Genomic DNA, 23,020 nt, shown 5'->3' on the forward strand with positions numbered 1-23,020 from the left:
GCCGATTAGATTCATGCTTCACCTCAAATAATATGATCGCTTCCAAGCAATGCTACGGCGCCATTAAAGCGCTTTGATGACTTCTTTAAAAATTGCTAAGAAACGTTCATTTTCGGCAGTCGTTCCCACCGTTATCCGAAAGGCATCGGGGTAGCCCCAGCCTGTACACGGTCTTATAATCACGCCTTTCAAGAGTAATTGCTCTGAAAGCTGCGCCACGTCATATGGCGTTCTGCAAAAGATAAAATTTGCATGTGACGGCACACATTGAATCCCCAATGCATTCAGCGCTTCCATTAAGACTTCGCGATCTTTGACAATGGCATCCAGTGCCTGCTGGTATTCCTGCTGATCTTCTTTCAAGGTCGCAATCGCGCCTGCCAGACCGATGCGATTTGCATTAAACGGTTCCGCCACGGTTTCGATCACTTTTATCATCTCAGGACTCGCAATGGCATAGCCCACACGTGCGCCTGCCAGCGCATATGCCTTTGAAAAAGTTCGAACGATAATAATATTATGCCCATCTGCAATTTTATCAATCGCGTCAGGCAGTACGTGCTGTGCTGCAAATTCGGCATAAGCCTCATCCAGTACGAGCCATGTATGTGGATTCATCTGCGCTAATAAACGATCAAAATCATCTTTTGCAATAACTGTCCCCGTTGGGTTATTGGGATTGCATAACCAAATGAGCTTAGTCTTTGGCGTCATTTTCTGAATCATCGCCTCAATGTCAATGCGATAAGCCGAATCCAGCGGAACGCTAACAATCTTACCACCCATCAAATGGGTAATTTCCCGATAGAGGCCATAAGTTTGATCGGGCAGCAGTACTTCATCATCTTTTTCGATAAATGTTCGCGCCAATGTTTCCAGCATCCCGCCTGCACCATGAGACAATGCCAACTGCGACGGCGAAACATCATAAAGCTTTGCCAATTGTATTTTAAGGGTTTCATACGTTTTATCAGGATACATGAAGAGCTGATTGATTTCATCAATCATCGCTTGCTTGGCATGCTTGAACGGGCCGTAAGCATTTTCATTAGATCCCAGCTTGATAATCTCTTCAAGTCCATAAGCTTCTTTTACTTCATCAATGGTCATCCCGGCGATATAGGGATTGACGTTTTCAACTTCTTTTCGAATACCTTTTAGCAACATATCACCCTTCCCATTTTTCAACGTTGATTTCAATCACTGTTGGCGCCTGTTTTTTCAGGCTCTTTGTCAGTACGTCTAAAAGTTCTGTTTTATTGTGTACGCGAATCCCCTCTATTCCATAAGCAGCAGCCAGTGCTGTAAAGTCCGGATTTTGCTGATCGACTGCAATGAGCGTCTCAAAAGCCATTGCCTGTTCATTTCGTTTAATTTCACCATACCCCCCGTTATTCCATATGACAACCGGAAGCGGCAATTTTAGTGTACAGGCCACAGCGAGCTCCTGCATGGTAAATTGGAAACCGCCGTCGCCATTAAGCGCGATGATTGATTGATCCGGATCGGCGACTTTCGCACCGATGGCGGCGGGCATTGCATAACCGAGCGTCCCGAAGCCGACGGGATGCAAGAAACTTCGCGCCGTCTGAGCGTGGTATTCACTTAAGGCTATATAAGCCGCTGTTGTCATGTCAGCCACCAATACACCGTCTTCACCCAATGCACTTTCAGCCGCTTCAATAAAATCCATGGCAATGTGGTACGTCTTTGTATTGCCTGTAACAGCAGGCCCCGTTTGAATGGCCTCGTCCTTTAATGCCTTTACCGTCTCCTCAATGTCGCGACGCTTCGGCTGAACTTTTTCGAGCAATACTGCCGTCATTACTTTTGCATCACCTTTTAGTCCAAGGTCTGACGGTATATTCATGTAAAAAGCTTCTGAATCAATATCAATCTGAATGAGTTTTCCCTTAAGTGATAAATCCATTTCCCACAAATCTGTCGGTGCCAGTTGTGTTCCAATGGCAATCACCACATCCTGCTCCTCCAGAAAAGCGCGTATACCTGCAAATGGCAGTCGCGTTCCCATGCTAAGCGGATGAAAATCTGAAACGATCCCCTTCCCGGCGCATGTTTGAACCACAGGTGCCGACAGGTGAACTGCTAATTGATTGACTTCTTTGACTGCGCCGCATGCCCCGCCGCCAGCTATGATGGCCACATTATCACTGCTGTCAATGAGTGTAATCGCCTTTTCCAGTACGGCGTGGTCAACGGTTTGATATTCCTTGTATCGAAAAGGCGCTTGTTGATCTTTTGCTTTAATTGTATTGCCAAATTGTACATTTTCCGCTAAAATATCCAGTGGTACTTCTAAATGAACGGGCCCCGGCCTTCCAGATTGCGCAAGTGCATAAGCTTCATAAACAGCGTGTTCAATCTGATCTGCCGATGTAATCATCCTGCTCATCTTCGTAACAGACTGTGCCATAATCGTACTGTTTTTGAGTTCATGCAGAAAACCCGTACGCTGATTAACTATGGTTGTCGGAAGCTGGCTTGATATAACGACCATAGGAATCGAATCGTGGTAGGCCTGCCCCATTGGTGTCATGATATTGGTAAGTCCCGGCCCCGTAATGACGATTGCCGTACCCACCTTCCCCGAACGCCTTGCATAGCCGTCTGCCATAAAACCTGCACCACTCTCATTACGCGTTGCAATATGCCGTATATTACTTTTGGTCAATGCATCGTAAATTTTTAAATTGTGCACACCAGGAATGCCAAAAACCGTCTCAACGCCTGCATTTTGCAGTGCTTCGACGAGCAAAGCCGCACCTGTTGTCATCTGTTCTTTCATACATAACCTCCATCCATTACATTTTTCGTGTAAAACAAGCCAAATCGTTGTATGATTAAAGGACGCTTGTTCGTCATTCGTTATTTGTCATTTCATTTGTTGTTTCATAAAAACAATGTTTGAAAAAACGAAACAAATAATATATTATATATTTATATATCGTTTTAAAAAATATACAAATATATTTTGTATATTTTTATTTTTCAATATATTCTATTTATTCCCATTTCAACAACATGCTTATATGTTAAAATTTCAATGCTTGGAGGCATTTCATGTCACAAATCAAATCTTTACGCGACCACGTGTGCTCATACATCAACGAAAGAATCAAATCCGGCGAACTGCGACCAAACGAAAAACTCAACGAACCTAAGATATGCAAAGATCTTGAAATCAGCCGCACGCCTGCGCGTGAAGCACTTATTATGCTGGCAACCGATCATATCATCGATTTTATTCCGCGAAAGGGCTTTTACGTTCGCGAAGTCACAGCTGAAGACATGCTCGAGTATTACGCACTGATGGGCAATCTCGACGCTTTTGCCGCTAAACTCGCGATGCCGTATATGTCAAAACAAGAAATTGTAAAAATGCGAGAAATCGCCGCCAACATCAATGTCGCCATTGAATTCAGCAATTTCGAGCGCTATTTAGTGCTGCAACAGGATTTTCACGATGTTTATATTGACAATTGCGGCAATACTCCCCTTATTGAGACGATACAGTCCCTGCGCTATCGCTATATTCCCATCACCTATAATCAACAGAAAGTCAATACAAATCAGTACCAACAAATCCTGTTTCAAACAAATGACGAACACAACCATATTATTCAATGCTTTGAAAACAAGGATGCAGACGGCATTGAAAATTACATTCGCGATGTCCATTGGGCAACTGATTACATTGACCTCTTGTAGTCATTATTTGCATCAGCCGCATTTAGCGGTCATTTTGCCAGTTGTCAAATGCACGATTGCAAACGAACCACTTTTTTATACAGGTTTTAAATGGAGACAGCCAAGGCTGTCTCCATTTTTAGTTTTTTTCGTTCATCATTGCTTTATCGCCATTGGCATCTAACGAAGTGTCTCTTTTGAGTATTCTCAATTTAGCGCTTCTAACTCGAGTACTTCAAATCATCTTTCGCCAAGGCTGTCAATTCGCTTATTCTGATTTAATCAAATTATGTTCCTGCAAGAAATCTTTAGCGATTACTGCTGGATCTTCACCATTGTCATAACGATAATTGAGCGCTACCATTTGCTCGTTGTCAATTAAGCCGCCAAGTTGATTGACGATATCAATTACCTCAGGGAAATTGTTAACAACATTCTCGCTTAAAACATATGCGCCGCTATAATCAGGGAAGAATTCTTTGTCGTCCTCTAAAATTTTAAGGTTCATTTCCTGAATTCTTGAATCGGTCGCATAGGCAACTGCAACATCTACTTCACCCGCATCAACTGCGCGGTAGACGAGACCGTATTGCATTGGGAGCACTTCATCAAACTCGATCCCATAGGCCGCTGACCACCCCGGATAAGCATCTGGTCTCGTGTCGAAGTTTTCATCACCGGCTAAAATCCACTCTGGTGCGTATGGAGCTAATTGTGATGAAGTTTCCAACCCATATTCTTCTGCTGTTTCCTCCGTTACGACGAAGACATACGTATTGTTAAAACCAAATGGTTCTGACCAGGTCATGTTAAATTGATCTTCAAAACCTTTTTTAACATATTCATAGGTATCGCGCTGAGACATATTTTCACCTTCATAACGCAGAATCCCCGTTAACTGTGTCCCTGTCCAAGTTGGATAGAGATCAATCTCGCCTTGTGTCATGGCTTGGTGTAAAACAGAAGAACCGTTGAATTCTGTATTAATCGTCGTTTCATAATCCGTTTGGTCTTCCACCAACAATTTTGCCATATTTGCCAAAATAACAACCTCGTTAATGTTTTGAGCCGCAATGTTGAGCGTTTTGGCTTCCTTTTGACTGCATCCCCCAAGCGCTAAAACCATAAGGCTCATCACCAACAATAGCACCATCGATTTTCTCAATTTCTTTTTCATGTTAAACTCCTTGTTTTTTATATTAGTGGTTGAAATTTACCTTCATCTTTTTGGCAATACGTTTGGCACGTTCTTCTGGCGTCGTATACTTTTGAAACTTTTTAAGCACCATATCTGTCAGGAGTGCTAAAGCCGTTGCTGGCAATGCCCCGGCAAAAATAATTTCATCTCGAATCAGAGATAATCCTGAGAATATAAGACGTCCGAGCCCGCCTCCGCCAATGGCAGCCGCAAGTGCTGCCGTTCCGATTATCCATACCGATGCAACGCGGACACCACTGATAATAACCGGAAGCGCCAGTGGAATCTGTACTTTCATTAAAATTTGGAAATTGGTCATTCCCATGCCCTTTGCCGCTTGAACCGTGGCTTTGTCGACATTCTTAATGCCCGTATAAGTATTTTGGAGTACCGGCAACATGGCATACATCACGAGTGCGCAGATTGCATTGTCGTTGCCGATCCCAAATACGAAGATCAAAAAACCCAAAAGCGCTAAGCTCGGAATTGTTTGAAAGACATTGGCAATTGAAATCACGTAAGGTGCTATTTTTTCATTCCGTGTCAAATAGATACCAAGTGGAATACACGTCACCAGCGTAATTGCCAGCGCAATCAATGAAATGTAAATATGCTCACCAGTTGCCGTTAAAATTCGCATGTAGTTCTTTGAAACATAATCTATAAAAGCTTCTATAAAACCTGGGTTGTTCATAGGCCGCTCCTTCCCTTCATTTGTCGTTATACATCAATCTTATTAGTCGTCTGCTTACCGTTTGTCGTTTGATATTATTGCTTAAGAATCATTGATAATGGCGGTAAACGGTCGTCATCGTCAACGCTTTTTGTTTACCGGCAATTATGATTACTTAATGAGTTTGTTAATCGTGTATTTCGCCATGCCTTTTTCTGTTACGATACCTTGAAGTTCGTTAGCGCTGTTGATAATTGGAATCGGCGCTTCCATATCGACGAGCATTTCCGCTGCATCTTTAAGATTGCCATCCTCGACATAGAGTTTACGGTTGACACTCAAAGTCTCTTTCACCAGCTGCTTGCCTTCACGTTTCGCTTTTTTCAGCGTTGACAGATAGATTGATCCATGCCATCTTCTTTTGGCATCGGTCACTTGTGCCGATTTTACATCTCTATCCTGCATATCTTCCAAGACGTCTTCAATTGCAGCATTTAGATTTACTTCCATGATGACATCTTCCAACAGTGCCGTTACCGATGCGTCACCCGAAATTTGCGAGAGCTGATCGCTGCCGATAAACTCTTCTACGAATTTTGTCGCAGGATTATTGATCAATTCATCCGGTGTTCCAATTTGTTCAATTTTCCCGCGGCGCATAAGGACAATGCGATCTGCCAGCTTCAAAGCTTCACTGATATCATGGGTAACAAAAATAATGGTTTTCTTAAGCTTTTTATGAATCGTCAAAAGTTCATTCTGTAAGTTGTCACGGCTGATTGGATCCAGTGCACCAAATGGCTCATCCATCAAAACGACCTCCGGGTCGGATGCCAGCGCTCTGAGCACGCCAATCCGCTGCTGTTGACCACCGCTCATCTGTGCGGGCAGTCTGTACTTATACTTTTCTTTTGGGAGCCCTGCCATATCGAGCAGCTCATCTACACGTGCATCAATCTTCTTTTTAGGCCATCCCAGCAAGAGCGGCACGGTGGCAATATTCTCGGCAACTGTGTGATGCGGCATTAAACCGCGTTCTTGAATAACATAGCCAATCTGCCGTCTCAATTTAACGGGATTCAGCGTCATAATATCTTTGCCGTTGACGTAAATTTTACCGCCTGTACATTCTTCCAGCCGGTTAATCATTTTTAAGCTCGTGGTTTTGCCGCATCCGCTCGGGCCGATGAGCACCACAAATTCTCCCGATTCCACTTCTAAATTTAAACCGTCAACAGCCAGTGTCCCATCGGGATATCGCTTTTCAACATTTTCAAAATAGACCATCTTATGCCTCCTAGTTTGTCTATTCAAGCACATACCTAAAAATATTGGCTCGGCATAATCATCAAGCGCTTATCTACATTACTTCTTCTATATTAGCAACATGAAAATACAACGAATACACCTTAAGAAAAACAAAAATGTCATATATTTACATATCGTAATTGTTCTTTACCAAAGGAAGGTGTTTGCCTTTAGCCATATTTAATTATTAGGTTTCTACATTAAAAGATTATATGTTTTGTACAGAATGAGATGATTGCCATCTCAAGAAGAAACGTTTGTTGCCTTAAGACTCAGAAGTGAGTCTGAAAATCTAGAATAGCCCACTGTGCAAGACAGCTTGGGCTAATGGATACTTACCGCGCCGGTACATAAACCGGACGCTGTCACCTCAGTTTTAAACCAATTTTGGTAATAGGGTGCCTGCCAAATAGACGCATAACATAAATATACTATATATTATATATTTATGTTATAGTATATTGTATATCAGCACATATGTCAAATGAACCCCCGAAAGGAGCTATGTATGAAAATTTTAATCACCAGTTACGCCGCACTGCTTGAAGGTTCAACAGAATATGCCGTGAGCGCACTGGCACAGCACTTGCCAGAAGCATCTGTTTTGATAAAGCCCTATATCGACTCGAAAACACTCATTCAAGATCTCGACGGCGTCGATGGTCTACTCACTTATTTTATCCCTATTGGCGATGAGGTTTTATCTGCTGCACCATCACTCAAAATGATTTCCATTGGCAGTACCGGTTTCTCTAATATTGATCTCGATTCTGCCACGCGAAACGGTATTTACGTCAGCAGTATCAAGGAATATTGTACACAGGAAGTTGCCGATCACACGATGGCACTTATGCTCGCACTGTCCCGAAAACTGCTGTCATTCGATCATGCCGTACGAATCGAAAAACAATGGGACTTTGCCGCTTTTAAACCAATTAAGCGCTTAAGTGCCCATACACTCGCGATTTACGGTCTCGGCCGAATTGGACAGGCCGTTGCCAAACGCGCACTGGCTTTCGACATGAATGTCATTGCTTATGATCCCTATCTCCCTGAGACAGCAGCCGCTGCAATGAATGTAAAACTTGTCGACAATGCCTATATTCAAAAACATGCGACGATTATTTCCAATCACATGAATGCCACAGCAGAAAATACCGATTTCTTTAATGATGCTTATTTCAGTGCCCTTGAAAATCCTGCTATTTTTATCAATGTTTCCAGAGGCCAAAGTGTTGACGAGACAGCATTGCTCACAGCCATTGAAAACGGAAGATTGGCTTATGCCGGTTTGGACGTTTTAAAATCCGAAGATCCAAATCCGAAAACGCATCCACTAATTGGTCACGAACGCATTCTGGTTACACCACATGCCGCGTTTTACTCCGAAGAAGCAATCTACGACTGTGATCACATCTCTATTATGAATCTCATTTATGCGTTGAAAGACGATCATGATAAAGTATTTGCTTACCTAAATCGACGATAACGCGGCAATCAGAGGAATCCACTCGCAAGAAAGCGTCTTCCAAAATTACAATGTCACTCACTTACTTTTTTGAGACGCTGCATTATAACGCATGCTGTACTTGCACAACGACTGCTCATGACACACGTAAAGGGCAATGATTTAGCAATCATCACCCCTTATTTGCGTCTTTTTACATATATGTGATGTCATCCATCATTGCCGCTTTAGCAGTGTTTTGACTGCATTGATAATCGCAGTGTGCTTTAGATCAAATGCTGCCATTAGTTCGTCCGGATCACCTGATTCGCCAAATCGATCTTTAACGCCCACCATCTTAGCCGGCACCGGGCAATGCTGGGCCAACAATTCCAACACGGCACTTCCCATGCCGCCTGCGACCTGATGTTCTTCCGCCGTCACAATAGCACCGGTTCGTGCAGCTGCTTCAATCAACATTTTTGCATCCAACGGTTTGATCGTGTGATTGTTAATAACCATTGCTTCGATCCCCTCTTCGGCTAATTGTTCAGCCGCTACAAGGCTCTCATACACCATCGCACCACAGGCGATAATGGCAACATCTGTCCCTTCCCGTATCGCATACGCTTCACCGATCTTAAAGGGGGTTTCCGCTTGCGTTATAATCGGTACTTTTTCCCTGCCAAATCGAATATAAATCGGACCAATCATTTCGGCTGCTGCAATTGTCGCTTTACGCGTCTCAATTGAATCTGCGGGAACGACAACCTGCATATTGGGAAGGCATCGCATCACTGCAATTTCTTCTAACGCCTGATGTGTTGCCCCGTCAGGCCCTACAGAAATCCCGCCGTGTGCCCCACCGAATTTGACATTCAAATTACCATAGCAAACTGTGGTTCTAATTTGATCCCATGCGCGACCCGCGAGAAAGACACCGTAGTTGGTTGCGAATGGCACATGGCCTGACAAACTCAAACCTGCTGCAACGCCAACCTGATTTTGCTCTGCAATCCCTAAACTAATAAAACGTTCGGGGTATTTCTCCTGAAACCAATTGACGCGGACAGATGCCGTAATGTCTGCACCAATGGCAACGACTTTTGGATTCCGCCTGCCTGCTTCAACGAGACCCTCTCCATAGCCGTCACGCGTCGGCTTTTTCACAATATTATCTCTGTTGAAATTTAATGATACATATCTCAATGACCATTCACTCCTCTCAGCATGCAAGCTCTGTCAATGCTTTCGCCAGTTCTTCGCTATTTGGTGCAGTCCCATGCCACGCTGCATTGTTTTCCATAAATGATACACCTTTTCCTTTAATTGTTTTGGCGATAATCACTGTTGGTTTACCTTTGTATGCTGAGGCCTGATAAAAGGCATTTTCAATGGCTGTAAGGTCGTGTCCATCTATTTCGATGACATGCCAGTTAAAGGCAATCCACTTATCTCGAATGGGATTCACAGACATGACATCTTCTGTAAAACCGTCAATCTGCATGCGATTAAAATCGACAATGCCGCATAGGCCATCCAGTTTATAATAGCCGGCGGCCATTGCCGCTTCCCATATTTGCCCTTCTTGAAGTTCGCCATCACCCATCATACAGTAAACGCGAAAAGCCTCATGACTAATTTTAGCACCAAGCGCCATGCCAACGGCGATTGATAAGCCTTGTCCCAATGAACCGCCGGACACTTCTACACCGGGCGTATGATGCATGCTGGGATGTCCCTGCAAGATTGAACCATATTGTCTTAAGGTATCAAGTGCCACCGGATCAAAGTAACCTTGATCGGCTAATACTGCATAATGTGCCGGACAAACATGTCCTTTTGACAGGATAAACCGATCGCGTTCCGGCCATTGCGGTTTCTTGGGATCATGCTTTAACACTTGATGATAGAGAACGCTGATGATGTCAATTGCAGACAGCGATCCCCCCGGATGTCCTGATTTGGCAGTCGCAAGCATTTTGAGAATACTAATCCTCAACGCCTGATTCTTTTGCATAAGCTGTTCAGCATTCAACGCTTCGTACCTCCTTTATCTTCGTTTATTCATTTGTTCACGCCACGCTTTAATTTGGTTTATTCCCGGTCTTTGACCTTCAGCGACAGCTTTCCGGCACGGCTCTAAGACATATTTTTCTGCATCGCATATCCCTTGACATGCCTCAGCAAGCATTGGTGCAATTTCATGCGGAATCACCGTTATACCATGTCCGTCCGCATGGATGAGGTCACCTGGATGAATCATTAACTTTCTTATCGTCACGGGGGTATTTCGTTCAACGAGATGTGCTTCTGCTCTGGCAACCATCAGTTCTGTAGAAAAGCAGTAAAACCCCAGCGCATCCACATCCGACAAATCTCTGATACCGCCATCGGTTATCGTACCAATTGCACCCAACGCTTTAAATGTCGTCGCCTGCACCTCTCCCCAAAAAGTGCCTATTCTGACTTCGTCAATATCCTGCATGACGGCGACAGTCGGTACATCAACTTTTAAGACATCTTCATAATAATCGAACATCATTGCTTTCTGACTTGCCGTTGCCGGTGTCCAGCTTGAAAGTTTTGCCGTGACAGCATATGCTACCATGGCGCGCGTTTGAGATGTTCTCAGAACCATCCCCGGATGCGCAAATCCCTCTGTATGCGAACGCAGTTGAAATCGCTCGATCGCATTACAGACTGTAGGTGTATCAAAATTGCTTAACACGCTTAGCTGCATTTCAGTTAATCTTGCCATAATGCCCCCTCTCTACATTGTTCATTCCGGTGCAGTCACTGCGGTATGCGTCGTATGCCGCTATTTTCAGATTGTTGTGCCGAAAGCCAATGTACACTGCCCGTTAAGTGTTTTTATTAATTGACATGACTTCTCTATTAATAATGCCCTTCGGCACTTTACCCTGTAAAAAATCAAGCACGTTATTGGCTGCAAGTTCTGCCATTTGATATCGCGTCTGTTCTGTTGCCGTACCGATATGGGGTGTCATGACGAGGTTCTCTAGTTCAAAAAGATCAGCATTTAAAATCGGTTCATTTTCAAAGACATCTAGCCCTGCCCCCCATATTTTTCCCGATTTCAATGCCCTGATCAATGCCTTTTCATCTACGACTGGGCCCCGTGATGTATTGATTAGGATTGCAGATGTCTTCATACGATCAAAAGCTTCATCATTGATCATGTGTTTCGTCTCTGGTGTGAGCGGTGTATGAACAGAGATAAAATCAGCCATTTCATAAAGCGTTTCAAGCTGTACACGTTTTGCATTTAACGTTTTCTCCATTATTTCATTTGGATAGGCATCTGCATAAATAACATTCATATTAAACCCTACTGACCGCTTCGCCATCATCATACCAACGCGTCCTGCACCAATAATGCCAAGTGTTCTACCGACAATATCTTTTCCAAGAAAAAACTTTGGCGTCCATTCCCACGACTGTCCTTTGCGAATCATGCGATCGCCTTCTGCAACGCGTCTGGCAATGCTGAAAAGCAATCCCCATGCAATATCTGCCGTTGCATCATTGACAACACCAGGTGTATTCGTCACTAAAATGCCGCGCTTAGTCGCCTCTGCAATATCAATGTTGTTGTAACCCACAGCATAGTTTGAAATCATCGCCAGCGATGGCCCCGCCGCCTGCATCGCTTCAGCGTCAATTTTCACCCTTGAGTCCACGACAAGCACAGAGGCCCCTTCTATTTTTTTCAAGAATGTTGCTCGAGATTCTAAAATATCTGCTTCATTAATCCTTAAATCAAAATGCGGCGCCATCATATCTGTGAGTATCGCCGGAAAATTTCTCGATAGATACATTATCTTTTTTTGGCTCATCTTTTGCCTCCTTTTAGCCATTGTCGTCTCATTATTGATTTCATTATATCGGCTCTAATGGTCAGAAGTAAAATACCATATATATTATTGTTTCCATAATAAAAAAACTATGTTAAACCGGTGTTTAATCGCATCTAATCGCAAGATTAAGCAATTTACACCATTTCAGCAAGTTATTTAAACTGTATAGAGATTTTCACATGGCCCCAATAGATAAATTCGTATTTCCTAAACGATTTAACGCCTGCTAGACTATAAAGCAAGTCACTTACATTATCAATTTAAACTGGAGTGAAAAATGATCTCAGACAATAAAAATCAATTGGTCGACTTTCTTCGGAAAACAGGCACAGGTAATACTGTTGACAAATACATGTTGAATAAGTTCAGCGTTCATCAAACCATTGAACGCGAAGTAATGACACGAAGCGGCAGCACACATATCTTCATCCATTATCCAGATCATACCGGCAACACGCTGCCGCTCTTTATCAATATTCACGGCGGCGGGTTTGTCAAAGGTCACCGTGAACAAGATACTGTTTTTTCAAAAAACATTTGCCATCACGCAAACTGTGCCGTCTTGGATATCGATTACAAGCCCTCACCGGAAGTCAAATATCCCTTCGCACTCAATCAATGCTATGACGTGGTTAAGTGGGCTTATGACAATGCTGAAACACTAGGATTTAATGCTGACAAAATTGTATTGTGTGGTCACAGTGCCGGCGGCAATTTAGCTGCGGCAATTACCATCGTCAATCAAGTCAAACGGGATTTTAAAATTGCTTTTCAAATTTTGGATTATCCTTTTTTAGATTTGTACACCATGCCGCAATTAAAACGAAATGCCTATAGAAAACCCGTTTCGATTCCAGCTAAGATTTCGCACATGATTAGCAGTGCTTTTGTCGGCGGCGATGATCTTCCCGATCCAACCATTACAATCCGCGCAGCACAATTATATGTTGATGCTTATGTCGAATCCGCTTATACGGCAGACCCCACGGTATCACCGCTTCTCGCGCCAGACGAAATGCTCGTTGGCCTGCCTGAGGCACTGATCATCAGTTGTGGAGATGATCTTTTAGGTGAAGAAGCTGAAAAATATGCCTATCGGCTAATAGAAGCCGGGACGGTTGTTACGGCAAAACGCTTTTTGGAAAGCCAGCATGGTTTCGTCGTAAGGCGCCTCGATCAGTATCTCGAAGCCGAAGCACTTATATTCAGATCACTTCAACACATTTTTTCATAAGAATCGACACTGTAGCTGACACCAAAAATAAACGACCATTATTTTATACGCGCTTTTGGTAATAACCATTTGCTTTCCCGGTTCTAATCGTCCAGTTGTCTTAACATTTACTTTTACCATTACCTTTCATTTAGAGCACAAAATCATTTATTAAAAAAGCGCTGTCATATCTCTCGTGAGATACGCGACAGCGCTTTTTATTCTCTAAAAATCCCAAATATCTTTGTTAACCGTTCGTTTTGTCACCTCAATAACGCGATCGATCAATACCGCGTTATTTCGACTTTTTTGATAGTAAAGATTTAATTGGCGGAATGGACTGCCCTTGATTCGGTACAGGCGCACACGCGGTGCATTCTTAATGCGTTGGAGCGGATAATACGGCAATACAGTACAGGCCAACCCCTGCTTGGCCATATTATAGCAACTTTCCCAATTATCTGTTTCCAGTAAAATATCGGGCTCAAAACCATGATCGCTGAACAATTTATCGGTAAACTGACGCAAATAATGATTTGGTTTAAAGAGCACAAATTTATGCTCTTTATAAATGGACAAATCCACTTGTTCTAAATTTTGCGTATCATTTCGAACCGCATTATCAGTGTTTTCTGCCATCGGCGCTACCAAGATCAGCTCTTCTTTAAAGAGCGGAATATGGTCAAAGGTATTTTTACCGATATAGGATGTTGTAAGTGCCACTTCGATGCTATTCGTCATCATTAAATTTTCTAACGTCTCATTGTCTTCTTCAAATAATTTCAATTGTACGCCCGGGTTTTCTTTCATAAAGAGCGTGAGCAGATTTGGAAAGAGTATCGAAGAAAGCTGCGGTGTACAGCCAATAACCACCCGACCAATATTGTTTTTATTAATCTCATCAATCTGGTTTTCCAACTTCCGCTGAATATCTAAAATCTGCTTTGACGCTTTAATGAAATGTTCGCCTGCAAAAGTCGGTACAATTGGCGTACTGTTCCGATCAAACAGCTTCACACTGAGCGATTCTTCCACATTGGCCAAAAGCGCACTCAGAGACGGCTGACTAATATAAAGTTTATTGGCCGCTGCTGTTATGCTGCCTTCTTGAGCAATGGTTAAAATATAGTGCCGCTGTCTATCATTCATTATTCACCTCATTCTCTCTCGACGTCGCTGCAAACAGATCGTTTTCTTGATGATGCCGTCTAAAGACGCGCATCATCGGATATCACATTTTGCATTTTTAAGTAAAATAAAATCTAGGATGTCTCCTAGATTTATTATAATACAAAAGCAATCATTGTGCCCTAATCAATTCGATTAATGGATTAGGAACGATGCCAACAATACGGTAATCGAACCAATTAGAATAATCCATTTCGCATTGGCCTTAAAAGCTTGTTTATATTCGAGTCCCATCAGGCCAAGTCCTAAATAAATCGTTGGATTCGTCAAACACAATCCAGCTGAGTAACAGTGCCCGGCAACAAACATACCCGCAATAGCATTTGTGGGAATGCCGAACGCCTCACCAATGTTCACCATCACCGGCATAATACCGTAAATCAATGCATCTGCACTAAGTAAAAAACCAAGCGGCGTAATCAGCAGGCCGATGATAATATCAATAAACCCTCCCATTGAGGCCGGAATGATGCTGACAAAGGCTTCCGCTATGGCCGCAAACATACCGGATCCCTCCATAATGCCAAGCAGTGCCCCAGCACCGATAATGGTATAGATGGAGAGCAGGATATTGCCGGCATGCGCCTTTATTCTCGCATTTTGCTCTTTGACCGTTCTAAAATTCAGCGGTAAAATGACCCCGCATCCAATAATAAACGTAATATATGAAGGCACACCTAAGAAGAGTGCAATGACAATAACGACGGTAACGAGCGCATTAATCCAAAATAATTTTGGTCTTTTAAGTGCAAGCTCTTCTGCGGAAAGCTTCCTTTCATGAACTTCTAAATTGTCGGCTTTTATAAAGTTGCCTTTTTTCTCTTCCGCTTTGGAAGCTATATACAATATGGCAAAGCTTAACACCAAACCGACAATCTGGATTGGCAGCAGGGCTTTATAAAGTACCATGACGTCTTCGCTGATAACCCCGGCAGCTCTGACTGTTGGTCCACCCCATGGAATCATATTCATCGTTGGAACGACTGTTGAAAAAACGAGTGCCATCAATGTTCTTGGAATATTCAATTTATCAAATATAATGAGCATTGGCGGCACTGTGATAATGAGTGTCGTAATACCCTGTCCGTCAACATGACCAACAAGGGCAATAAGCGCTGTTACACCTACGACGCCAAAGACGTTATTGCCCACGCGCTTCATTAAAAAGCGAATAATAGGATCGAAAAGTCCTACGTCTGACATGACGCCGAAAAAAATCGTCGCAAACATAAACAATGCTGCAACCACTAAAATATCACTAATGCCTTCATGCATCATCAACATTGTATGCTCAAAGCCAAGTCCAAAAACCAGTGCAACGACGAGCGGTACCAAAGCCATCACATTACCTGGAAGCATTGGACTTTTAAGAATTAGAATCAAGAGTAGTGCTAAAATTACAATACCAGCTAATACTAACATGTGTCCCCCTTATTTCATTAAGTAATCTCCCAACTTAAATCTCAACATTTGCGATTAGTACATATTGCTGCCCTGAGTGCATATCTCTTTCATATTTGTGACCTTGTGGTTTTTTGCGAGGATATGAAATTTTAACAACTTTCAAATTTTCAAGATAAAACATTTTGACCGCTTCTGCGTCGGTATCATAAAGTCTTGCAACCGTTTCTTTAGTCAAATGCTTTGATTGGCTGATAATCCTATAATCTTCGAACGTTTCACAGTAAATCTCTAGCGTCGTCCAAAAGGGACCTGCATTTTTCGATTTGACGTATTTTGCAACGTCTTTAATTTTAGCCATTGTCTGTACTCCTTTTCCTACTTTACGTCGATATACTCAAATTTAACAAGTTCAAGCGGATCATCAATTTCGACAATATGATTCAACATAAATTCATAAGTCTGTCCCTTGTATACATGTGAGGGAGAGAACGCAAACGCAAAGCTAGGCAATTGCTTTTTAAAATCGGCAGGAAAGTGGAGCAGAAACGGATTAAACGTCTTTGTAATTTGAATGGCAATTTCTTCTGTTTTCGCTGTAACCGTCAGCATAACGCCAATTTCTCTCGGCATTGGATAATCGTAATCTTTTGGCCAATTTACCACACCATTATAACCGTATGCCCGAATATCATATGAATAATCAGTTTCTGGAATCCCCGTTTGCTTGACATATTGATCAACGTGATTGACGAGGTTATTCATCCATGTATCCGGATCTTTTAAAACGAGTTCATCGGCAATGCCAACCAATGTAATTGCCTGATGACCACTGGCACGCGCCCCTTCGAGCTTCATTGAATACTGACGTGTGTGCTCAAATTTCGTACCTGTCACATAAACGGTTACATCATCTACTTGTTCATAAGTTGCATCGCCCGCCATGATAACACCAGAAGGCTCAACCAGCTTAAAAGGATCTGCATTTTCATACATGAGATGTGCCGAAACCGTATACGGTGTACAATGAACACCTTCCTGAAGCGGTTTCACGTAAAAACCTTCTTCATCAACAATGAGGAATACGCCGTCACCGCCTGCGCCATCAGTACATTGACTGCCGCATTCGGCAATTTTTGCGCCATGCCATGCCGCTGCCGGATCACAGCCCATCATCAACGGTACCGCCGCCATAATAGCCGTATCAGTCGTTCTGCCGCATAGGACAACATCAGCGCCTTGGTTAATCGCTTCAATAAACGGTTCTGATCCCATCAAGGCAACAATATTATCACAGTCATCAAACGTTTCCCGTGTAATATCCGGGGCCCCGCCTAGCGGTTTAATTTTGCCATCATCCCACTTCTGTTTCACTAAATCAGGTGATTGTTGTGAATAAACTTTTGCAACTTTTCCTTTCAAACCTTGTTCTGCCATAATTTCGACGACGATCTCCGCACAGAGATCCACTGTCGAATCGGTTCCACAAGTTGAGCAGCTGCCAACGAGTACGGGAATGTTGGCTTTAATCCCGCCTATAACAGCAATTTCTAAATCATGTTTTAACATCGCTCTAGAATACTTACTTGCACCTGTTGCCAAATACGCAGGCCCCGAATCCGTTGAGCCACCGTCAATGGCAATGACATCCGGCTTCATGTTCATACCATTTTCGAATGACACCGGGTTAATGCCGCCTCCCAGCGCACCTATTGGCATCAATACTTTACAACTTTTCATACTTATGCTCCTTTATAACGAGGTATTTGCCTAGTTATAGTCTAAGGCGCGCCGAGTCAATTGTAAAATACTATATATTTTATGATATTCATAGATAAAATGTTATGATTGTTTTTATTCAAACGCTTCTCTAATTTAAAATATATATAACAAAAAAACTATATTAACAACAGCCAAAATAGTTTTTTACAAATGTTTCTTTATTCATTATACTGATAGTACCAGCTCATACAAACCGTTTCACCCTGGTTCGGCAATGCCGTCGAAATCCCTTGCATTGCCGTATCACGAAAAAAGCACCAATACCGCAATAAAGGTTGGCGTGAGGTGCTTTTTTATCATTATAATATTTGCTATGACTTATCTGAAATGATTACGTGATCTTGATCAAAATCTTTTTCTAATGCTGCTTCCGGTGCAAATAAATTAAAAGACTGATTGTGTAAAAAATCAAATGTACGCATTTGCCGATACCCAGCTTTTTTCATCATTTGGCATATCTCTGCCTCTGGCTTACAATGGCCTCTGCTATGCGTTTTCCATTCAACAATCGCCACCAGCCCAGTTGGCTTTAAGTGCTGTCTTAACATTTGAAAGTAAGATACAGGATCATCAATATGATGAAACACATTTCTAAAGAAGATAAGATCACACCGTTCACCGGATAAACAAAATCCTAAAGGATTAGCTATAATGGTTTCTATATTTTGTACCTTCTCCATTCCAATTCGCCTTTTAATAAAATCCAGTAATTTTTCGTTATCATCAATAGCAAATACTTTTCCTTCATTTTTGACCATTTTAGCAAACTCGAATGTAAAATACCCACCGCCAGAACCGACATCAGCGATTACATCTCCTTCCTTAATTTGTAAGCTATTAAGCAATTTTTCAGAATTCGCCTTCGCCCTTTTGTTGAGCATCAGTGCTCTCATATCAGTTATGATCATTAATCCATTCTCCTTGTCCTTCTAATTGACTAATCACTTTCGATCCTTTCATTGTATCGATATCCTTATAATAGCCATATGCAAAATACGCTGTGAACAGCACCGTGAAAATATCGGCTAACGGTTGTGCCCAAATAATACCGTCAAGTCCAAACAAACGAGAACAAACCAAAATGATTGGTACAAAAAAAATCCCCTGACGGCTCACACTAAGCAGCCCTCCTTCTTTGCCTTTTCCAATTGCCAGGAAAAGTGCCATGTATACCATTTGAAGGCCATAAAACGGAAATATAAAACCATTTGCCCGCAATGCTTTCGTCCCAATATCAATAAATACTGTATCACTTTCCGAAAATAGCGATATGATTGGCGTCGGTATGACAATCATTATTATGCCAACAATTGTACAAAATATGGTAGTCCATCTAAGAGATACCTTCGTTGCTTCATTTAATCGATCGTAGCGCTTAGAGCCGTAGTTAAACCCAGCAACCGGCTGAAATCCTTTCATAAATCCAAAAACGACATAAGTACCGAGGGTCATAATCCTTGTTACCGCGCCTATGGCTGCCACCGCCGAATCGCCATATGCGCTTGCAGTCATATTGGACAACCCCATTGATAAACTCGCTAAAATCTGAAAAAGTAAAATGGGAAGACCAACTTTAAAGATTTCTTTGAAAATCTTTTGATCTAAAGTAACTAGCCGAATTGAAAAATGCAAATAGCCTCTTTTGCCAAGTATGAACCACAGATAAAGGCAAACTGTCGCTGCTTGCGAAATGACAGTCGCCATTGCAGCACCACGAATGCCAAAATCAAACCGGTAAATAAAAATTGGATCTAACACGACATTTAAAATGCCCCCAGCCAACATCGATGTCATTGTAAGCTTCGCTCTTCCTTCCGCTGTAATCACATTATTCATCGTCACATTTACGATATTCAGAATTGCACCTGCAATATAAATCACAGCGTATTCTTTGGCAAAGGGTAGAATTGTTGCGGTTGCACCTAATAAAACCAATATATTATCAAGTAAACACAACGCTAAAACGATACAAACAGTTCCAACCAGCATACTTGAAAATAATGCAGTCGATGCCGTTCGATTAGCCTGATCACGATTAGATTCACCTAGAAGACGTGAAATGTATGATGCTGCACCACTTCCAAATGTCATCCCAAGGCCAACAATAATCTGAACAATCGGAAAAACCACCGCAACAGCTGCCATTTGACTACTGCCGAGTCCACCTACAAAATATGCGTCGACAACACTGTAAAGCGCTGAAATTATCATGCCTATCATCGTTGGTATTCCTAGTTTAAGCAATATTATCGGTATTCTTTCCGACTGCATCATTTCTAATTTTATATGCTCATTATTCATTTAAAATCACTTCCTTTTAAGATTGAATGGGTATAGCTACTATACACTTTAGTTAAAATAGACGCGCACCTACAATTGTAAATGCGCCGGACTTCGTAAAAATGGGTGACCGTTAGAAAGCAACAATCACGTTTACTCAATATCACCAAAATAATCAATATTGTTTTCAAGCGAACTCAAAAATGCACCGAGAAATTCAACATTTTCATCAGAAGCATCTTTTAATGTATCATTAACGAGGTCATCAAACGCTTGATGAAGTTTTTCATGGTTACTATATGCGATTTCACCTGTAGAGGTTAACTTCAAAACCAGCCTTGATAAGTTATTAGGATCCGTTTCTTTAATAATCATTCCCTTCTTTTGCAGCTTCATAATGATCTGTGAGACTGCGCCTTTGGTTACACCCAATAATTGGGCCAATCCAGTTACATGGATGCCTTCATTATCTTTTATCGCTTTAATCATATGAATCTCCGCTTCAAAGAGCTCTTTGTCTGTTCCATAGAACCGCGACTTTCGATCAGCTTCAAAGAGTTTCCATACAACGCGAAGTAGCGTGTAGCTAATTTTGTTCTTATTTTCACCGTTTTTCATCATCATACTCCAAAGTATATAGCAGCTATACGCTTTTGTCAAATTGTATTTCCCATTATCTATCTTTTCACCATCGTATATCTCTCACCATCAATGTGCCACTCTATCAACACCAGCAAAATGCCTGTCACAAAGAGTATGACGGCAATTCCTGCACCCCCTTCACTGACAAAACCACAAGTTGAAAATCCCTAGCATCTTGCTTTGCATTGCCGGTTCAATCCACTGATCCATTAAGGATACCGTGATGATAAATGAAATCATAAAATCACCAAAAAGACTACGGATTCATATATCGCAAACACTTTTGAAACAACTTAAAAACAGTTGCCCTTCATAATAAGGGTGTCAGTAGGCAATCACTTTTAATAAGCCAATCCTAAACTTAAAAAGATAATTCAAAAAATAAAAAAACAAGGAGTTAAAGATATGAATAATCAAATGACAAATGAAAACACACAAGCTTCTATAAGCACACAAACAATGCAGGCACTCATTTACCAAGACATCAAAGATGTCAAACTCGTCGAGAAGGAAATTCCGGAATGCGGTCCCAACGATGTGATCGTCCGAAATGTTCGTGCAGGCATCTGTGGTACCGATATCACCGGCTACCTTTACGGCGGAGAAAAAGTGCTCATCAACAAAGGCAGTGAATTTGGTCATGAAATGGTTGGATACGTCTATAAAAAAGGCACCAACGTCAATGATATCGCCGTTGGTGCCAGGGTTTTTGTAGAGCCTACGCGATGTACGCCAAACCCTTATAATGCCGACATGGCCGGCGCATTTTCACAATTTGTTCGCGTTCAAAACGCTAAAGTTAATGACAATCTATTCCTTTTGCCGGACTCACTTCCCTATTCAGAAGCCGTCCTCATAGAACCGTTTAGCGTCGCAACACACGGTAAGAACACCGTTGGTGCCAAACCGGGTGAGAATGTTCTAATCATTGGTGCCGGTACCATTGGACTCTGCGCATTGAGCAGTCTCATTGCACAAGGCAACCGCAATGTCGCCGTATTGGATATTGACGACAGACGTTTAGCACTGGCGGAAAAAATGGGCGGTACAGGCTTTAACGCCTCAAAAGGGCAAGAAGCCATCGTAGAATTTTTAACATCGCATTTCGGCACAATGTTTAATACCAATCATCGCATTAACATGAACAACGGCGAAATGACGGTTGAAGCCAATCCCGTATTCGATATTGATGCCGTCATCGACTGCGCCGGTCGTCCAGAATATGTGGACCTCTTTATGAAACATGCAAAACAACATGCCCGTCTTTGCTGTATTGCCGTGCACAAGGAAGCTGTTCCCATTCGCTTTCACGAAGTGATGAGTACCCAATGTGCCATCATGGGCTCTCGCGGTTATGATCGTACCGATATCGAAGAAGTTATTGAAAATCTTAATAATCACAATTCCAAAGTTACAGAAATTATCTCACATGTCTTCTCACTCGAAGACGCTGAAAAAGCTTTTGAAATCGCTTCTGATCCATCAAGCGCCGTTAAAGTCGTCATCAATTTAGCATAGCACGTGTTCATCCATCCAGCAGCAGCAGTGCATTCTCCAAATCTTGCCGCAATGTATCTGCTGCGCTGTCGGATGAAAAGTGAAGCATCAGCAGTCCGTGAATAGCATAGGCGCATGTTGTCGCAGATGCATCGGTCTTTTTGGATGGCTTAACGACCAACGCTTCTGTTTCAAAAATACGAATTGCAATAAAACAATTGTGCATCATTTCAATATGGTCGCGTTCATCATCCAGCAGTGTAAAATAGAAAAAGGAAAAAATATTGGGATTTTCAAGGTAAAAATCAACATACTGTCTAAATAGTTTCTTCAACGCCCCCGGCTCAATAACATTCGGCATGTGCCGAATGAGAAATGTATGTAAATCTTTTACAAATGACTGCTTTACATCCCAGAGCAGCGCATCCAAATCTTCATAATAATTGTAAATCGTCGCATAAGAATAGCCAGCTTTATCTGCGACGCTTCTAACTGAAAGCGCATTTGAACCGTATTCGACGACGATTTCTTTTGCCGCTTCGATGAAAAAAGTTTTCATTCTTTCTCGTTTAAGGTTTTGAGAACGCTTTGCCCGTTTCAGCTCATCTTTCATTCTATGCTTCTCTTTCATTTATTCTGATCCCCTTACTGAATATCGCTATTTGACGCAATAAAACCATCCCGTACGCTATATTTAGATTCTGATCACTTCAGTTAACATGCAAAGAACCCTGTCCCTCGATTATCACTTTCGGGCCAGGGTTCTGCATTCAACGCAGTCAAATGGCAGTGAACATCATGT

Annotated in this window: 21 protein-coding genes; 4 read left to right on the plus strand and 17 right to left on the minus strand. The window is 42.2% G+C overall.

Translation table 11 applies throughout. The features are described 5' to 3' along the window. Positions 1-63: 63 nt before the first annotated feature. Both hisC and KHM83_RS06730 read right to left on the minus strand, forming a co-directional pair. Positions 64-1,167: a histidinol-phosphate transaminase gene (gene hisC, locus KHM83_RS06725; protein WP_213236210.1), complete on the minus strand. Its 1,104-nt coding sequence runs from the start codon at positions 1,165-1,167 to the stop codon at positions 64-66. A 1-nt stretch (position 1,168) separates the two neighbouring features. After that, complete coding sequence (locus KHM83_RS06730) at positions 1,169-2,806, minus strand: thiamine pyrophosphate-binding protein (RefSeq protein WP_213236211.1); 1,638 nt, start codon at positions 2,804-2,806, stop codon at positions 1,169-1,171. A gap of 275 nt (positions 2,807-3,081) precedes the next feature. Between KHM83_RS06730 and KHM83_RS06735 the strand changes: the two genes are divergently transcribed. Beyond that, on the plus strand, positions 3,082-3,729 hold the full coding sequence (locus KHM83_RS06735) for a GntR family transcriptional regulator (RefSeq protein ID WP_213236213.1): 648 nt from the start codon (positions 3,082-3,084) through the stop codon (positions 3,727-3,729). A gap of 247 nt (positions 3,730-3,976) precedes the next feature. Here the strand turns inward: KHM83_RS06735 and KHM83_RS06740 are convergent, their stop codons facing one another. From KHM83_RS06740 to KHM83_RS06750, 3 genes are all read right to left on the minus strand, one after another. Further along, positions 3,977-4,885, minus strand: coding sequence for a glycine betaine ABC transporter substrate-binding protein (locus KHM83_RS06740; protein ID WP_213236214.1), 909 nt, complete (start codon positions 4,883-4,885; stop codon positions 3,977-3,979). 22 nt (positions 4,886-4,907) lie between these two features. Beyond that, positions 4,908-5,600, minus strand: coding sequence for an ABC transporter permease (locus tag KHM83_RS06745; RefSeq protein ID WP_213236215.1), 693 nt, complete (start codon positions 5,598-5,600; stop codon positions 4,908-4,910). 150 nt (positions 5,601-5,750) lie between these two features. Beyond that, positions 5,751-6,866 (minus strand): ABC transporter ATP-binding protein, encoded by a 1,116-nt coding sequence (locus KHM83_RS06750; RefSeq protein ID WP_213236217.1) that lies wholly within the window; start codon positions 6,864-6,866, stop codon positions 5,751-5,753. A 529-nt stretch (positions 6,867-7,395) separates the two neighbouring features. Here KHM83_RS06750 and KHM83_RS06755 point away from each other — a divergent pair. Next, positions 7,396-8,376 carry a C-terminal binding protein gene (locus KHM83_RS06755; RefSeq protein ID WP_213236218.1) on the plus strand — a complete coding sequence of 327 codons (981 nt, stop codon included), beginning with the start codon at positions 7,396-7,398 and terminating at the stop codon, positions 8,374-8,376. A 195-nt stretch (positions 8,377-8,571) separates the two neighbouring features. Here the strand turns inward: KHM83_RS06755 and KHM83_RS06760 are convergent, their stop codons facing one another. From KHM83_RS06760 to KHM83_RS06775, 4 genes are all read right to left on the minus strand, one after another. After that, positions 8,572-9,543: a transketolase family protein gene (locus tag KHM83_RS06760; protein ID WP_246542918.1), complete on the minus strand. Its 972-nt coding sequence runs from the start codon at positions 9,541-9,543 to the stop codon at positions 8,572-8,574. A gap of 16 nt (positions 9,544-9,559) precedes the next feature. Next, entirely contained in the window at positions 9,560-10,372 is an 813-nt protein-coding gene (locus tag KHM83_RS06765) for a transketolase (protein ID WP_213236220.1), read from the minus strand. Positions 10,373-10,387: 15 nt separating this feature from the next. Continuing rightward, positions 10,388-11,095 carry an RraA family protein gene (locus tag KHM83_RS06770; RefSeq protein ID WP_213236221.1) on the minus strand — a complete coding sequence of 236 codons (708 nt, stop codon included), beginning with the start codon at positions 11,093-11,095 and terminating at the stop codon, positions 10,388-10,390. Between the two features lie 103 nt (positions 11,096-11,198). Continuing rightward, positions 11,199-12,194: a 2-hydroxyacid dehydrogenase gene (locus tag KHM83_RS06775; RefSeq protein WP_213236223.1), complete on the minus strand. Its 996-nt coding sequence runs from the start codon at positions 12,192-12,194 to the stop codon at positions 11,199-11,201. A gap of 298 nt (positions 12,195-12,492) precedes the next feature. On the opposite strand from KHM83_RS06775, the gene KHM83_RS06780 reads away from it, so the two are divergent. Continuing rightward, positions 12,493-13,449 (plus strand): alpha/beta hydrolase, encoded by a 957-nt coding sequence (locus tag KHM83_RS06780; protein WP_213236225.1) that lies wholly within the window; start codon positions 12,493-12,495, stop codon positions 13,447-13,449. A gap of 204 nt (positions 13,450-13,653) precedes the next feature. On the opposite strand, the gene KHM83_RS06785 is transcribed toward KHM83_RS06780, so the two are convergent. The 7 genes from KHM83_RS06785 to KHM83_RS06815 all read right to left on the minus strand — a co-directional run bounded on the left by KHM83_RS06785 (position 13,654) and on the right by KHM83_RS06815 (position 20,697). After that, positions 13,654-14,577 carry a LysR family transcriptional regulator gene (locus tag KHM83_RS06785; RefSeq protein WP_213236227.1) on the minus strand — a complete coding sequence of 308 codons (924 nt, stop codon included), beginning with the start codon at positions 14,575-14,577 and terminating at the stop codon, positions 13,654-13,656. A gap of 174 nt (positions 14,578-14,751) precedes the next feature. Next, positions 14,752-16,038 carry an SLC13 family permease gene (locus KHM83_RS06790; protein ID WP_213236228.1) on the minus strand — a complete coding sequence of 429 codons (1,287 nt, stop codon included), beginning with the start codon at positions 16,036-16,038 and terminating at the stop codon, positions 14,752-14,754. A 34-nt stretch (positions 16,039-16,072) separates the two neighbouring features. Continuing rightward, positions 16,073-16,378 (minus strand): DUF4387 domain-containing protein, encoded by a 306-nt coding sequence (locus tag KHM83_RS06795; protein ID WP_213236230.1) that lies wholly within the window; start codon positions 16,376-16,378, stop codon positions 16,073-16,075. Positions 16,379-16,395: 17 nt separating this feature from the next. Continuing rightward, positions 16,396-17,757: an acyclic terpene utilization AtuA family protein gene (locus tag KHM83_RS06800; protein ID WP_213236231.1), complete on the minus strand. Its 1,362-nt coding sequence runs from the start codon at positions 17,755-17,757 to the stop codon at positions 16,396-16,398. Between the two features lie 353 nt (positions 17,758-18,110). Next, entirely contained in the window at positions 18,111-18,707 is a 597-nt protein-coding gene (locus KHM83_RS06805; RefSeq protein WP_213236233.1) for a class I SAM-dependent methyltransferase, read from the minus strand. Further along, on the minus strand, positions 18,694-20,100 hold the full coding sequence (locus KHM83_RS06810; RefSeq protein ID WP_213236234.1) for an MATE family efflux transporter: 1,407 nt from the start codon (positions 20,098-20,100) through the stop codon (positions 18,694-18,696). The genes KHM83_RS06805 and KHM83_RS06810 overlap by 14 nt, the downstream gene beginning before the upstream one ends. Positions 20,101-20,232: 132 nt before the next feature. Further along, positions 20,233-20,697, minus strand: a complete 465-nt coding sequence (locus KHM83_RS06815; protein ID WP_246542920.1) for a MarR family winged helix-turn-helix transcriptional regulator — start codon at positions 20,695-20,697, stop codon at positions 20,233-20,235. A 429-nt stretch (positions 20,698-21,126) separates the two neighbouring features. On the opposite strand from KHM83_RS06815, the gene KHM83_RS06820 reads away from it, so the two are divergent. Beyond that, positions 21,127-22,239, plus strand: a complete 1,113-nt coding sequence (locus KHM83_RS06820; RefSeq protein ID WP_213236236.1) for a zinc-dependent alcohol dehydrogenase — start codon at positions 21,127-21,129, stop codon at positions 22,237-22,239. Between the two features lie 7 nt (positions 22,240-22,246). Here the strand turns inward: KHM83_RS06820 and KHM83_RS06825 are convergent, their stop codons facing one another. After that, complete coding sequence (locus KHM83_RS06825; RefSeq protein ID WP_213236238.1) at positions 22,247-22,849, minus strand: TetR/AcrR family transcriptional regulator; 603 nt, start codon at positions 22,847-22,849, stop codon at positions 22,247-22,249. Between the last annotated feature and the right edge of the window lie 171 nt (positions 22,850-23,020).

This window comes from Fusibacter paucivorans (genome assembly GCF_018390735.1).
GTDB classification, from domain to species: domain Bacteria; phylum Bacillota; class Clostridia; order Peptostreptococcales; family Acidaminobacteraceae; genus Fusibacter; species Fusibacter paucivorans.